Genomic DNA, 13,860 nt, shown 5'->3' on the forward strand with positions numbered 1-13,860 from the left:
ACGACCGTGAAGTACCGGCCCGTCGCTCCGCCGATCGAGGCACCGCCCGGCGGCGTTCCGCGGCGGCCTGCCCAGCCGGCCGCTCAGAACGGCCGGGCGCGGCGGCGCATGGCGGCGCCGGCAGCGCGGGGCTTTCCCCTGCCGGCGCTGGCACGCATGGCCAGCGGCTTCAGCAGCTCGGCGAGGACGAGATAGAAGGCCGCGATGGCCAGAATGGACAGTAGGATCGGCACCGGCAGCCCTATGAAACCGAGCGGGCGTCCGACCGGCGTCAGCGCCAGGATCAACGCGATCGCCAGCGCGCCCAGCGAGGTTGCGACAAGGAAGCGGTGCGGCCGGCTGCGCCAGCAGGGAGCCGCCGTGCGGATGACGAAGATCACCAGGATCTGTGTCAGGATCGACTCGACGAACCATGCGGTCCTGAACATCTCCACACCGGCGCCGAAAACGCCGAGCAGAACGGCGAATGTCGCGGCGTCGAACAGTGAGGAGAGCGGGCCCATGACGAGCGTGAAACGCAGGACGGCGTTCATGTCCCAGCGTCGCGGTCGCTCGAGGTCGGCGGGATCGGCCTCGTCGAAGGGGATGCCGACCTCGGAGAGGTCGTAGAGGATATTGTTGACCAGGATCTGCAGCGGGTTGAGGGGAAGGAACGGCAGCACCATCGAGGCCAGCGCCATCGACAGCATGTTGCCGAAATTCGAGCTCGTGCCCATACGGACATACTTCATGATGTTCGCATAGGTGCGCCGCCCCTCGGCGATGCCCTGCGCGAGCACGCCGAGATCGGGCGCGAGCAGGACGATCGCGGCCGCCTCGCGCGCGACTTCCGTGCCGCCCTCGACGGACAGGCCGACATCGGCGGCGTGGATGGCCGGCGCATCATTGATGCCGTCACCGATGAAGCCGACCGTGTGCCCTGCCCTGCGCAGCGCCAGCACGATGCGCGCCTTCTGCTCCGGCGCGACCCGGACGAACAAATCGATGTTGCCGATCCGGGCGGCAAGCGCAGCGTCACCCAATGCCGCGATCTCCTCGCCCGTCATCAGGCCGCGCGACGGGAGCGCCAGCGTTTCCGCCAGATGGCGGACGACGGGAGCCGCATCGCCGGAAATCACCTTGACGCGCACGCCGGCCGCCGCGAGCTGGCGAACGGCTGCGCCTGCCGAGGTCTTCGGCGGATCGATGAAGGCGGCGCAGCCGGCAAAGACGAGCCCGGCCTCGTCTTCGCGGACCAGCGCATCGGTTCCCGGCGCCATGGATCGGCGGGCGATGCCGAGCAGGCGCAGCCCCTGCGCGCCCTTGGCATCGATGAGGGCGAGCAGCCGGCTTCTGGCCGCGTCCTCAAGCCTGACGGCATTGCCATCCGCTGCCTCGAACCGGTCGCATAAGGCGAGCAAGGCCTCGGGAGCGCCTTTGACGATCATCTCCCGTTCGTCGCCTCTCGCTACGAGGACCGAGGAGCGGCGCCGCTCGAAATCGAAAGGCAGATCGGCCAGAGGACGCCAGGAGCCGTCATCGTCTTCGGAGCCGGCGAGCAGGGCGGTGTCGAGGTTGTTGCGCAGCCCGCTGCAGAAGCGGCTGTTCACCCTCGCGAGCGCGGTCACGTCGGCATTTTCGATGCCGTCGCAGCCGAAGCTCCCGACATGGGCGATCCGCGCTTCCGTCAGCGTCCCCGTCTTGTCGGTACACAAGACGTCCATCGCCCCGAGATCGTGTATCGCGGAGAGGCGCTTCACCACGACCTTGCGCGCAGCCATCCGCAGGGCGCCGCGCGCGAGCGTCACCGTCATCACCACCGGCAGCAGCTCCGGCGTCAGCCCGACGGCAAGCGCGACGGCGAACAGGAAGCTCTCGATCGACAGACCGTGCCGCACGAGCTGCGTCAGCAGGACGAACAGAACCAGGAAGCCGGTGAGGCGCAGGATCAGCATTCCGAGGCCGTGAACGCCCCGTTCGAAGGCCGTCGGCGGCTCGTTCGCCTGCATGGAGCGGGAGATCGAACCTAGCCGCGTATCAGCACCCGTCGCGACCACGAGCATCCTGGCCTCGCCGGCGACGAGGCTCGTTCCGCCGAAGAGCGCGGTATCGGTTCCGTCGTTGCTTCGGTCGGATGCCGCGGCCAGCTTCTCGACGGGAAAGGGCTCGCCGGTGAGCACCGCCTCGTCGGCCATCGCGTCATGGCTCTCGAGGATCAGCCCGTCGGCCGGGATCAGATCGCCGGCACGGAGCGCGACCACGTCGCCTGCCACCACCTCCCTTACCGGAATCTCGACCGGCCGCCCGCTCCGAACGGCCGTGACTTGAACCGCAACGGTGCGTCGCAAGGCATCGACGGCGTTCTCGGCCTGGGTCTCCTGGAAGACATCGAGGGCGATCGAAGCCAGCACGATGAGGACTATGATGATCAGGCTCTGCCAATCGCCCGTAACGCCCGAGATCAGCGCGGCGATCAGCAGGATCGCGATCAGAGGCTCCACAAGCCGCTTGGCGATCTTGAACGGCAGTCCGCGCCGCAGGCTGGCCACTGCGAGATTGGGTCCGCAGCGGCGCAGACGCTCGGCCGCCTCCGCATCGCTCAAGCCATCCGGGGTCGCCCCGAGGCGCTGCAGCGACGCGCAGCGGCCTTCCCGCCAAAACTCGCCCTCGCCTGCCGCCGCCGCTTTCGCTGGTTCCATGGTCATCCCGGGCTCCCGCTGATGCCCCCATCGATGCGGTGATGATCCTGTCGCGGCGGCGGGCCAGATCCATGCTGTGGGTCACCATCAAAAAGCCGGTCCCGGAGCGCTCATTCTCCTCGCGATTCAGCCCGAACACGCCATCGGCCGATTTGCTGTCGAGGTTGCCCGTCGGTTCGTCGGCCGGGATGAGATCCGGCGGCTGAACCGGCGATGACGTGACGCGCTGGTCCATGGCTCTGCCGCTTACGGCGTGATGGCAACCTTGAGCACGCCGTCACGCTGATGGGAAAAGAGCTCGTAAGCGTCCTTGATGCGCTCCAGCGGGTATCGGTGCGTGACCAGCGGCCCCAGATCGACGCGGCCGGAAGCGACCACCTCGATCAGGCGCCGCATCCGCTCCTTGCCGCCGGGACAGAGCGTGGTGACGATGCGGTGGTCGCCGAGGCCCGCGGCGAAAGCCCCGAGCGGGATCGTCAGGTCGCTGGAATAGACGCCCAGCGACGAGAGCGTTCCGCCCGGCCGCAGCACGCGCAACGCCGCGGCAAAGGTTTCCTGCCGTCCAAGCGCCTCGATCGCGACGTCGACGCCCCTGCCCTCCGTCAGCCGCATGATCTCGTCGACCGGGTCGCTCTTCGAGAAATCGACGATCTCGTCGGCTCCCAGCCTGCGTGCCACGGCCTGCCGCTCGGGGATGCTCTCCACGGCGATGATCCGGGTCGCCCCCATCAGGCGCGCTCCGGCCGTGGCGCATAGCCCGATCGGTCCTTGCGCGAAGATCGCGACGCAGTCGCCGATCCTCACGCCGCCGCTCTCGGCACCGGAGAAGCCGGTCGACATGATGTCGGGACACATCAGCACCTGCTCGTCGGTCAGACCGGAGGGCACATGGGCGAGATTGACCATGGCGTCCGGCACGAGCAGATATTCGGCCTGCGCTCCGTCGATGGTATTGCCGAAGCGCCAGCCACCCATCGCCTTGAAACCGTGGCGCTCGCCGGGGCCATCCTGCGAGGCGCAGCCGCAGAGGCAGGCGGCGCTGTGTCCGGACGGCGTGATCGCACCCGCGATCACGCGCTGACCCTCCCGGAAACCCCTCACCTGAGATCCCAGCTTCTCGATCACGCCGACTGGCTCATGGCCGATGGTGAGGCCGCGTGCGACCGGATACTCGCCTTTGAGGATATGGATGTCGGTGCCGCAGATCGTCGTGGTCGTGATGCGCAGCAGCGCGTCGAGCGGCCCGACATCCGGAATCGGCTTGTCTTCGAGCTCGATGCGGCCTGGCTCTCGGAAGACGGCGGCGCACATCATCTTGGGGCGGCTCGTCCGCCCGGCCCCCGGAGCGGACAATGCGCTGGACTGAAGCATTGGCGGCATGTTCGCTCTCCAAAATCGCCGTTGTGGTTTCGTAGCCCCAGCTTGCCGCGAATCCGCGCCGCTGCATTTGATTCAGCGCAAACGCCGGGAACCCCTGTCTCGTTTTGATGAGAATCAATGCGGCCAGCCTGTTTCCGCTGCTCGATAGGCGCCATGAACAGCGCTATCGATGCGGAGGTTGGCATGAAGGACTTCACTCAATCGTCAGGCGCCTCGGCGAAGGCACGAGCCGCCGGCAACGCTGCCTATCGCGACATCGCGGTTCATCTGGACGGTTCGCCGGAAGATGAGGTCCGCCTGGCTCACGCTGAAGCGCTCGCGGCGCGGCACGCTGCCCGCCTCACCGGGGTCTTTACCAATCTCCTGCCCGACCCTGCCATTTTCGTCGGTGAATTCGGCACCTCCGCCATCGGGCAACTGGTCGATGACGTAACCGAGGAAGGAGATGCCAGCGAGAAGCGGCTGCGCCAGCGATTGACGCGCCTCGACCCTGCGCATGAGTTGCGCCGTGTCGATGCTTTCCCCGGTATCCTCGAACAGGCCGTCGCCACGGAAGCCCGCTGGAACGACCTCTTCATCGCGACCTGCCCGCGCGACGATAGTCAGGCACGCTGGCGCCCCCTGCTCGAGCGCGTCATGTTCGATGGCGGAAGAGGGCTCTACCTCGTGCCGCCCAAGGCCCTGCCGCGTTCCGCGATCCAGACCGTCCTCGTCGGATGGACCGACACGCGGCAAAGCGCCCGCGCCGTCGCCGAGGCTTTGCCTCTGATCGTTCAGGCGACGCAGGTCCATGTCGTCACGGTCCGGGAGGAAGCCCACGGACGGATGGGCGGCGCCGAAGTCCTCGCCGACATCTGCGCCCATCTCGTCCGTCACGGCGTCGAGGCGACGGCGACCGTTCTCGACACCGAAACCTCCGCGGGCGACGCCATCCTGGCCGAAGCCCGCAGGATCTCGGCAGACCTGATCGTCGCCGGAGCCTACGGCCATTCGCGCTTCAGGGAGTGGGTTCTGGGCGGCGTGACTGCGGATCTGCTCGGCAGCGCTCCCGTGCCGCTTTTCCTCGCGCACTAGCGCAGCCGCAGCCGTCTGCCTGCCGGCTTATCCGATCGGCAGCACCCGCGCCTCGGGTGTATGATGGCGCGTAGCCGGAGAGTTATCCATGGCTTCGACCGAACGAGACATGGCTCCGGACAGCGGTGAGGTCGCCATCCGCGTTCGGGACCTCGCAGTCGCGTTCGGCGACAAGACCGTGCTGGACCATCTCGACCTCGACGTCATGCGCGGCGAGGTTCTCGGCGTGATCGGCGCGTCCGGATCCGGCAAGTCGGTCCTGGCACGCACCATTCTGGGCCTTGTGCCCAAGCGAAGCGGCGTCATCGAGCTCTTCGGCAGGAACGTCGATGATCTGCGGGAGAACGAGAGGCGATTGCTCGAACAGCGCTGCGGCGTCATGTTCCAGCAAGGCGCCCTGTTCTCATCGTTGACGATCGCCGAGAATATCCAGCTGCCGATGCGCGAGCTCCTGCATCTGTCGCCGAGCCTGCTCGCCGAGATGGCAATCCTCAAGCTCGATCTGGTCGGATTGCCGCCCGATGCTGCGGAAAAATATCCCGCCGAGCTCTCTGGCGGCATGACCAAGCGGGCGGCCCTGGCACGCGCCCTCGCCCTCGATCCCGAGATCCTGTTTCTCGACGAGCCGACGTCAGGGCTCGATCCGATCGCGGCCGATGCGTTCGATCAGCTTTTGCTGACCCTGAAGGCGAGCTTGAACCTGACTGTGATGATGATCACTCATGACCTGAGCAGCCTTCATACGACCTGCGACAGGGTCGCGGCCATCGCGCACGGCAAAATCATCGCCCTCGGCTCGCTACAGGATCTGCTCAGGCACAATGATCCCTGGCTCAGGCAGTATTTTGCCGGGGAGCGCGGTCGTACGATCTTCGCGGACGAGATCACCGCCTGATGCCGCGCAGGCACCGCTTGGGACGGAGATGCTATCGACCCATATCGTGCAGGTATTTCAACGCCGGCGCCTGTTCGAACGTGCTTCGAAGCACGACGTCGATGTTCTCCTCGGCCGCGATCCTCGTCCATTCCGTCGCCGCGCCATGCCGGGCAATCTGGTCGATCACGACGCCGGGCGTGGCGTCGGAGGGATCGCCACAGCGCGCCGAGACCCGTCGCACCAGCGTCTCTTGCGGCGCCTGCAGCCAGAGGCCGCAGAACGGCATGCCTGCATGGCGAGCCACCTCGCCGATCCGTTCCCGGTCCACGCGCCGATCGAAGACGGCATCCGCGACGGCCGCGTGACCTTGCGCCAGCGTCGCTTCTGCAACCTGCATCATCGCGGCATAGGTCCGGGCGGAAACGTCAGCGCTATAGCCATCCGCCGACAGGCGGGTCTCTGGGGCGACGCCGCACAGCTTCTTCCGAATGCGGTCGCTCGCGGCGATGCGGGCCCCCGGCGGCGGCCCAAGCGATGGCGCGAGCTTCGCCGCAAGCGTCGACTTCCCGGAGCCGGAATAGCCGCCGACAGCGACCAGCACAGGTGACCGCGCCTTCAGAAGGTTGCGGCAGAGCTGGAGATAGGCGCGTGCCTCGGCCAATCGCGAGGCCTTCGGTCTGCCGCTATCCACGGCGGTCACATGCGCGCGCACGGCGGCCCTCACCGCCATGAAGAAGGGTAGCAGGCACAGGCCGGACTCGTCGTCGATGGCATCGAGATAGCGATTGAAGAGAACGTTCGCGAGTGTCTCGAGCTTGCGGTGCCAGAGGTCCATGAGAACGAAGGCGAGATCGTAGAGGATATCCACGGTCGCCAGATCCTCATCGAACTCGAGACAATCGAAGAGCAACGGCTTGCCCTCGAACAGGCAGATGTTGCGCAGATGCAGATCGCCATGCCCGCGCCGAACCATTCCCTGCCGTGCCCGCTGGTTCAGCAAGCTGGCATGGCGCGCGAGCGCTTCGCGGCACCCCGCGATCACCGGTTCGACCTCGCGATGCGGGAGAAGCTCCGCATTGGCGAAAGCTCGCTCATTGACCGACAGCACGCGCTCCATCCGCCTCGCTCCCTCGCCGTCCGGCGAGATGGGCGCCGCGCGATGAAACCGCGCGATCGCACCGGCGAGCTCAGCCATGTCGGGCGCGGTGAGATGCTTTCGCTCTGCCATCCGATCGAACAGGAAATTGTCGTTGAAGCGTTCCATTTCCAGGACGGCATCGACCAATTCGCCCCGGCCGTTCAGCGCAAGATCGCCGTTCTGCTCCCGCGTGATCCGGTGGACCGCGCGATAGAGGTCGGGAGCGGTCCGGCGATTCAGCAGCAGTTCTTGCTCGCACATCGCCAAGCGTCGTTCCGGCGTCGACAGATCGACATAGGGCAGCTTGACGGGTCGTTTCAGCTTGAGGGCCCGGGAGCCGATCAGCAGGACGATCGAGATGTGGGTGGAGACCATCTCCATCCACTCCGCGCCGCCTCCGAAAGCATCGCACGATCCGAGATAGCAGATCGTTTCATTCTGGCTGGCAACCTGCATGACAAGGCTCCCCTCGGACGAGCCACTATTCTTCAGTCCCCAAAAACGACATTGATGCTTGTCAATATCGACGGCCCGACGCCCTTGCAAAGCGGAACGATTTCAGGATGAGCTGGCTGCCAAGCGTCTCGCGTCCTCGATCGGTTTTCGTCCTTGACGCGGATCAAGGACCGGGGGGCGGCGCTGCGATTATCTGAGCTGATTGCACCTTAGGGGGCTGCCATGCCCGAAGCGAGCGCATGTGGCTGGATCGCCAAGGTCGGGCGCTCCTGGCGAAACTGGCGCGACCGTGCCCCGGCAATCGTCAACCAACTCGACGAAAAGCCTGCCTTCTCTTTCTTGCTGCATTTGCGCGCCTTTATCAGCCTCGTTCGCGAGATTATTTCCCGCTGAAGCCGCCCCGGTCATCGCAAGGAGCAACGCCATGAACCTACGGATTCCGCACGACGCATGGGTGATCATCTGCGATGCCCGCAAGGCGATGTTTCTGCGAAACGAAGGCAGCCCGACGCTCCTCAAGCTCGAAGTCGAGCAGATCAAGCAGGCCTCGCCTAACCCGCCGAACGGTCAGCAGGGAGCGGATCGGCCCGGTCGCATGCAAAATGCCGTCGCGCCCACCAGCGCGACCGACGAAACAGACTGGCATGACCTGGCGGAGAAGCAGTTCGCACGCGAAACCGCGGCTGCCCTCAATCTTGCCAGCCAGTCCGGTCGCTCGCGAGGCATCGTATTGGTGGCGCCCCCGCGTATCCTCGCGGTGCTCCGGCAGCACCTCGACGAGCAATCGCGCTCTCGCATCGTCGCAGAGGTCGACAAAGACCTGACCAAGCATCCGATCCACGCGATAGAACGGCTTCTGACCGGCGCCTAGAAGGGAAGCGCGTCTCAATGCGGGCATCGAGGCTGGCAGCCGAGGCGAATTGTCTCGGGATGACGCCGGCTTGCCTTGTCGGCGTTCGAGACGGCCGGTCGCAGGTCTTGTCCGCGAGGACATATGTAGCAGCAAGTTGCGGCAGTTTGTTCATGCCCTATGTGAGCCATGCGGATCTGCCGCCCGCCGTGCGCGGTCATATCCCTGAGCATGCGCAGGATATCGACCGCGCGGCCTTGACGAACGCCGAAACAAGCGCAGCTTCGCGGGGCGAACGCGAATATTGGTGTCGCTTCAGTTGCCCTGTTCATGGGCAGGATGGCGCAACTTCCAATCGCGGACTGCGTCCTTGAGCGCCTCCAACTCCCGGAAACTGGTTCCATCCTGTACGAGGAGCGCTTTGATGCGGTGCCTCGCGAGCGCATAGTCCTGAGCGGTCTCGATCGTGAACCTGGGCGGGTCTGACCTGCAGGATTCCGGCCCGTGCGTGATTGCCGTTTTCATGGGCTACCTCCGCGGACGATGGAGTGCCGATCATACTCCCAACGCGCGAGCCGGCGTTTGCGCCAGATCAAGCCCGGCTCGGCGACCGCTCGGGCCGCACGCCGCTGCATCGCGCCAGCGCAACGCGATCATGACGTCGAGCGGCGGTCAGGCTCGATCGCCTTCGTCGGCCAGCTTTTTCTCGAGGCGATCGAGAAGCTCGGCCTGCGCCTCCAGGATGTGCAGCCGGGCCTCGGGAAGCGAAAACCACGCCGCCCTGTCGATTTCGGGAAAGCGGCGGATATGGCCGCTGCCGCGCGGCCATTCCATCTCGGCCTCGCTGGTGCAGCGACTTTGCTCCGCGGCAAGGTCCCCCCTCAGCGCAAAGGCTTCGACGACCTTCCCCGCCCGTTGCCGAATGCACCCGAGCGGAATGAGAGGCCCGTCGGGCGCCGCCCCCACTTCTTCCGTGAATTCCCGCCGCGCAGTCTCTTGTGCTGTCTCGCCCGGCTGCGGCTCGCCCTTGGGGATAGACCAGGCTCCAAGATCCTTGCGCTGCCAGAACGGGCCGCCCGGATGGACGAGCAGAACCTCTGCGCCCTCTTCCGCCAGGCGATACATCAGGATGCCGGCACTGAAGGAAGCCATCGAAAAACCTCGGCCGCGGTCCGAAATTGCGATGCGTCAAGGACCGGGCGACGCGCCCCGAGGAAACTCCGCACTGCCGCAGCTCAGGCGGCTGAGACAACGCAGGAGGTTCACATGCCTACGATGAAGCCTGTCTCCGAATCCCTTCCCGCCGACAAGAACGGGGCCACCGCCATGATCGATGAAGGCATGCAGCTCGTCAAAGCGCAGTTCGGCTCAGCGACCGTGCTGCCGCAGAAGCTCTGGGAAACGCAGTTCGCCATGGTCTCCGAAGTCCTGGCCTTCATGGGGCGCCGAATGCAGGCCCAGGCCGAATTCTGCGCCAAGCTCGGCCGTTGCAAGGAGATCGCCCAGGCGGTCGACGTTCATCAGGATTTTGCCAGGGGTATCGGAGGCGCCTACGCCGACGAAGCCGAGAAGCTGTCGACGCTCGCCCGCCGGAATATGGATGCCTGGACCGGGATCAGCGCCCAAGACACGTCGAACTGGCCGGGCACCCGGAAGGCCGCGGCCTGAGAGGCTGCCCTTGGAGCCCGTCTGAGCGCCGGCAAGGCAGCTCGGACGGCTCATCCGCCAGCTTTCTGCAGCTGACTGCCGTCAGGCTGCTCCGCCCAGCGCTCTTTGGCAGGATGGCGCGTTCGCATGTCCGGGCACGGCGCCAGGCGGAACGGCCGAGTGGACGGAATTGTCCCGGCACCGGCAGAAACTCTTCGCCAAGATTCGCCTTGAGAGCCGTATAATCCTTGAGCTTGATCAAGGCCGGCTCGGCATCGCGCCGGCATCCTTCCGTTGCGCGTTGGCCGGAGAAGCCGATGAAAGCGATGGTTCTGAAGGTTCCTGGCCAACCGCTTGTCGAGGAGCGGCGCCCCGATCCGATACCGCGCTCCGGGGAATTGCGGATCAGGGTCGAGGCCTGCGCGATCTGCCGCACGGACCTGCATGTCGTCGACGGCGAGTTGCCGGGACTGCAATGCCCGCGCGTGCCCGGTCACGAGATCGTCGGCCGGGTCGATTTGGTCGGGCCGGGCACCGCCGACGCACGTCTGGGAAGGCGTGTCGGTGTCGGCTGGCTCGGGCACACCTGCGGACACTGCCCCTATTGCCGCAGCCTCCGGGAAAACCTCTGCGACTCTCCGGAGTTCACCGGCTATACGCGCGACGGCGGCTTCGCCACTCATGTCGTCGCCGACGCGGCCTACGTCTTTCCGCTGGACGATTTTCCCGATCCCGTCGCCGCCGCGCCGCTGATGTGCGCGGGACTGATCGGATGGAGGAGCCTGCGCAGCGCGGGGGCCGCGCGGCGGATCGGCCTCTACGGCTTCGGGGCGGCCGCTCATATCCTGGCGCAGATTTGCCGTTGGCAGGGCCGCGAGGTCTACGCGTTCACGCGCCCGGGCGACGAGGCGGCGCAGGCCCATGCGCGCGCGCTCGGCGCTCGCTGGGCCGGCAGCTCCGAGGAAAAGCCTCCCGAGCCCCTCGACGCCGCGCTGATCTTCGCGCCCGTCGGAGCGCTCGTGCCGCTGGCCCTGAGTGCCGTGGTCAAGGGTGGGCGCGTCGTCTGCGGCGGCATCCACATGAGCGACATCCCGAGCTTCAGCTACGGCTTGCTGTGGCAGGAGCGCGAGCTGGTCTCCGTCGCCAATCTCACGCGGGCCGATGGCCGCGAATTTCTGTCCATTGCGCGGCAGGCCGGCATTGCAACCAAAACGACGACCTACCCGCTGAACCAGGCAAATGAGGCGCTGTCCGCACTGCGCAGCGGGAAGTTGCAAGGTGCGGCGGTGCTCATTCCATGAAGTTCTCGCATTTTATCGCGGCGATAGCCGAGCCCCCGCCCCCGCATGCGCAGGGCTTCGCCCTGCCCTCCTCGTTCCTGCGCTTCGTCCTCTGCTCGGGGGGCTGGCATCAGGCAGCGGTCTGTGCGCTGTCCGTCGCCGTCTTCCTTCTCAATGCCGCTCCGATCGAAACGCAGCGGCGCATCATCGACGCGGCCGTCCATGCCGGCAGCCTCTCCGCGATCCTGACTCTCGTCGCGCTGCAATTCGCCCTCCTGCTGACGTTCGGGCTGGCGAAGCTGGCCATGAACGTCTACCGCGCCTGGCTTGGCGAATGCGCGACGCGGGATCTGCGCCTCGTGGTGACCCGCAGGCTGGAGGGCCAGGACGCCGAGGACTCCGCCCTCACCAATGGAACCGGCCTCGCCATGATCCTTGGGGAAGCCGACGACATCGGCGCGTTCGTCGGCTCTAGCCTCAGCCTTCCCATCGTCGAGATCGGCTTTCTGGCGAGCGTCTTCATCTATCTCGCCGTGCTCGACCTCAAGATGATGGTCGTCAGCCTTCTGATCCTGATGCCGCAATTCGTGTTCGTGCCGCTGATGCAACGGGCGATCAACCGACGCGTCGCGCAGCGAACCCGCATTCTGCGGCGCTTCGGCGAGGAGATCCTGTCTCCGTCGAGAGCGGAATCGAGCGCGCGTCGACTGGACGAGGTCTTCACGATCAACCTCGGCATGTTCGAGATCAAATTCTCTCTCAACTTCCTGATGAACCTGACCTATTCCCTGGGCAACCTGCTGGTGCTCGGGATCGGCTGCATTCTGGTCATCCAGGGACAGACCGAGATCGCGACCGTCGTCACCTTTCTGTCCGCGACCGCACGGATCGTCGACCCGTGGAATGACGTGGTCGACTGGGCGCGAGGTCTGGCGCTGACGACCGTGAAGTACCGGCTTGTCACCCAGGCGATCGAGGCATCGCCCGGCGGCGTTCCGGACTTGTCCACGGCGGCGCATGGCGGCGCCGACGTTCGTTTGGTGCCGGCTGACGGCTGGAGATCCTCGTCAGCATCCGGGCGCGCGAACGGACCGACGCGCGACCTGCCATCCTGAAGTACGATTTGCAGGTATCGCGTGTCCGCCCGCAGGCGGCTACGCTCCGCCCCATCAGCCCGCCATCATCTTCGGCAAGGCGGTCACGATCTGCGGGAACAAAGTGATCAGCACGAGCAGCAGCATCAGCACGCAGAAATAGGGGATCGCCGCCTTCGTCACCGCCAGGATGTTCTTGCCGGTGATGCTCTGCAGCACGAACAGGTTGAACCCGACCGGCGGGGTGATCTGCGCCGCCTCGATCAGGATCACCACGAAGATGCCGAACCAGAGCAGGTCGATGCCGGCCGCCTGCACCATTGGCAGCATCACCGAGGAAGTCAGCACGATGATCGAGATGCCCTCGAGGAAGCAGCCGAGGATCAACATGAACACGGCGAGCACCGCCAGCAGCGCATAGGGCGAGAGGTGCATGGCCTCGACCCAGCTCGCCAGGGACCGGGGGATGTCGACGAAGGCGACGGCGATCGTCAGGCAGGCGGCGCAGGCGATGATGAAGGAGATCATGCAGGAGGTCCGCATGGCCGCCATCAGCCCTTCCATGAAGTTCTGCCGGGTGAGCCCGCCACCGACCGCTGCGAGGCTGAGCGCTCCGATCACGCCGATGGTCGCGGCCTCGGTCGGGGTGGCGATGCCGCCATAGATCGAGCCGACGACCGAGCCGATCAGAAGCGCCACCGGGATCAGACGCCGCGAGCGGTAGATCTTCTCCAGAAAGGGCACCGGCGGCTCGGCCGGCGGCATCCTGTCGGGGTTCAGCAGACTCCAGATCGCCGTATAGCCCATGAAGAGCGCCATCAGCAGCAGCCCGGGCAGGACGCCGGCGATGAAAAGCCGCGCGATCGAGACCTCGGCCGTCACGCCATAGACGATCATGATGATCGAGGGCGGGATCAGCAGGCCGAGCGTGCCGGAGCCCGCCAGCGTGCCTATGGTCATGTTGAGCGGATAGCCCCGCTTCTCCAGCTCAGGCACGCTGATGCGCCCGATCGTGGCGCAGGTCACCGCCGACGAACCGGCGACCGCCGCCATGATGCCGCAGCCGAGCACGTTGACATGGAGCAGCCGGCCCGGCAGCCGCGACACCCAGGGCGCCAGCCCCTGGAACATGTCCGCCGACAATTTGGAGCGGAACAGGATCTCGCCCATCCAGATGAAGAGCGGGAGCGAGGTCAGCGCCCACCCCCAGCTCGAATCCCAGAGCGTCGAGGCGATCAGCGAGCCCATCGGCGCGCTGGTGAAGAGCCCCATCATCACCATGCCGACTGTGAGCAGCGAGAGCGCGACCCAGACGCCGCCCGCGAGCAGCAGGAGCAGGGAGCCGGCAAGGACCAGCGAAGCAAGAACGGTCGTGTCCATCATCGG

The 13,860-nt window shown here is 66.1% G+C and carries 13 protein-coding genes and 1 pseudogene; 7 read left to right on the forward strand and 7 right to left on the reverse strand.

The annotated features are described in order from the left end of the window. Positions 1–83 precede the first annotated feature (83 nt). From mgtA to AC1DDA_RS06845, 3 genes and pseudogenes are all read right to left on the reverse strand, one after another. A complete protein-coding gene (gene mgtA, locus AC1DDA_RS06835) occupies positions 84–2,684 on the reverse strand; it encodes a magnesium-translocating P-type ATPase (protein WP_476795192.1) in 2,601 nt (866 codons plus the stop codon). A gap of 34 nt (positions 2,685–2,718) precedes the next feature. Then, positions 2,719–2,877, reverse strand: a pseudogene (locus AC1DDA_RS06840) (ABC transporter ATP-binding protein); the annotation flags it as partial. Positions 2,878–2,924: 47 nt separating this feature from the next. After that, positions 2,925–4,049 carry an NAD(P)-dependent alcohol dehydrogenase gene (locus AC1DDA_RS06845; protein ID WP_476795646.1) on the reverse strand — a complete coding sequence of 375 codons (1,125 nt, stop codon included), beginning with the start codon at positions 4,047–4,049 and terminating at the stop codon, positions 2,925–2,927. 192 nt (positions 4,050–4,241) lie between these two features. Between AC1DDA_RS06845 and AC1DDA_RS06850 the strand changes: the two genes are divergently transcribed. Beyond that, a complete protein-coding gene (locus tag AC1DDA_RS06850; RefSeq protein WP_476795193.1) occupies positions 4,242–5,132 on the forward strand; it encodes a universal stress protein in 891 nt (296 codons plus the stop codon). Between the two features lie 88 nt (positions 5,133–5,220). Next, on the forward strand, positions 5,221–6,027 hold the full coding sequence (locus tag AC1DDA_RS06855; RefSeq protein WP_476795194.1) for an ABC transporter ATP-binding protein: 807 nt from the start codon (positions 5,221–5,223) through the stop codon (positions 6,025–6,027). Between the two features lie 31 nt (positions 6,028–6,058). Here AC1DDA_RS06855 and AC1DDA_RS06860 read toward each other — a convergent pair whose 3' ends face one another. After that, on the reverse strand, positions 6,059–7,603 hold the full coding sequence (locus tag AC1DDA_RS06860; RefSeq protein WP_476795195.1) for a bifunctional aminoglycoside phosphotransferase/ATP-binding protein: 1,545 nt from the start codon (positions 7,601–7,603) through the stop codon (positions 6,059–6,061). Between the two features lie 222 nt (positions 7,604–7,825). On the opposite strand from AC1DDA_RS06860, the gene AC1DDA_RS06865 reads away from it, so the two are divergent. Both AC1DDA_RS06865 and AC1DDA_RS06870 read left to right on the forward strand, forming a co-directional pair. Then, the gene (locus tag AC1DDA_RS06865; protein WP_441513396.1) at positions 7,826–7,996 is read left to right on the forward strand and encodes a hypothetical protein; all 171 of its coding nucleotides are present in this window, start codon (positions 7,826–7,828) and stop codon (positions 7,994–7,996) included. Positions 7,997–8,027: 31 nt separating this feature from the next. Then, positions 8,028–8,474: a host attachment protein gene (locus AC1DDA_RS06870; protein WP_476778235.1), complete on the forward strand. Its 447-nt coding sequence runs from the start codon at positions 8,028–8,030 to the stop codon at positions 8,472–8,474. 294 nt (positions 8,475–8,768) lie between these two features. Here the strand turns inward: AC1DDA_RS06870 and AC1DDA_RS06875 are convergent, their stop codons facing one another. Together AC1DDA_RS06875 and AC1DDA_RS06880 are read right to left on the reverse strand one after the other, a co-directional pair. Next, positions 8,769–8,978: a hypothetical protein gene (locus tag AC1DDA_RS06875; RefSeq protein WP_476778234.1), complete on the reverse strand. Its 210-nt coding sequence runs from the start codon at positions 8,976–8,978 to the stop codon at positions 8,769–8,771. 147 nt (positions 8,979–9,125) lie between these two features. Continuing rightward, the gene (locus tag AC1DDA_RS06880) at positions 9,126–9,578 is read right to left on the reverse strand and encodes an NUDIX hydrolase (RefSeq protein ID WP_476795196.1); all 453 of its coding nucleotides are present in this window, start codon (positions 9,576–9,578) and stop codon (positions 9,126–9,128) included. 141 nt (positions 9,579–9,719) lie between these two features. On the opposite strand from AC1DDA_RS06880, the gene AC1DDA_RS06885 reads away from it, so the two are divergent. From AC1DDA_RS06885 to AC1DDA_RS06895, 3 genes are all read left to right on the forward strand, one after another. After that, on the forward strand, positions 9,720–10,121 hold the full coding sequence (locus AC1DDA_RS06885) for a phasin family protein (RefSeq protein ID WP_476795197.1): 402 nt from the start codon (positions 9,720–9,722) through the stop codon (positions 10,119–10,121). 296 nt (positions 10,122–10,417) lie between these two features. Continuing rightward, positions 10,418–11,401, forward strand: a complete 984-nt coding sequence (locus tag AC1DDA_RS06890; protein ID WP_476795198.1) for a zinc-dependent alcohol dehydrogenase family protein — start codon at positions 10,418–10,420, stop codon at positions 11,399–11,401. Then, the gene (locus AC1DDA_RS06895; protein ID WP_476795199.1) at positions 11,398–12,495 is read left to right on the forward strand and encodes an ABC transporter ATP-binding protein; all 1,098 of its coding nucleotides are present in this window, start codon (positions 11,398–11,400) and stop codon (positions 12,493–12,495) included. Before AC1DDA_RS06890 ends, AC1DDA_RS06895 begins: the two co-directional genes overlap by 4 nt. Before the next feature lie 54 nt (positions 12,496–12,549). Here AC1DDA_RS06895 and AC1DDA_RS06900 read toward each other — a convergent pair whose 3' ends face one another. Continuing rightward, complete coding sequence (locus AC1DDA_RS06900; RefSeq protein ID WP_476795200.1) at positions 12,550–13,854, reverse strand: TRAP transporter large permease; 1,305 nt, start codon at positions 13,852–13,854, stop codon at positions 12,550–12,552. Between the last annotated feature and the right edge of the window lie 6 nt (positions 13,855–13,860).

It is taken from the genome of Allobosea sp. 10N428 (assembly GCF_056394545.1).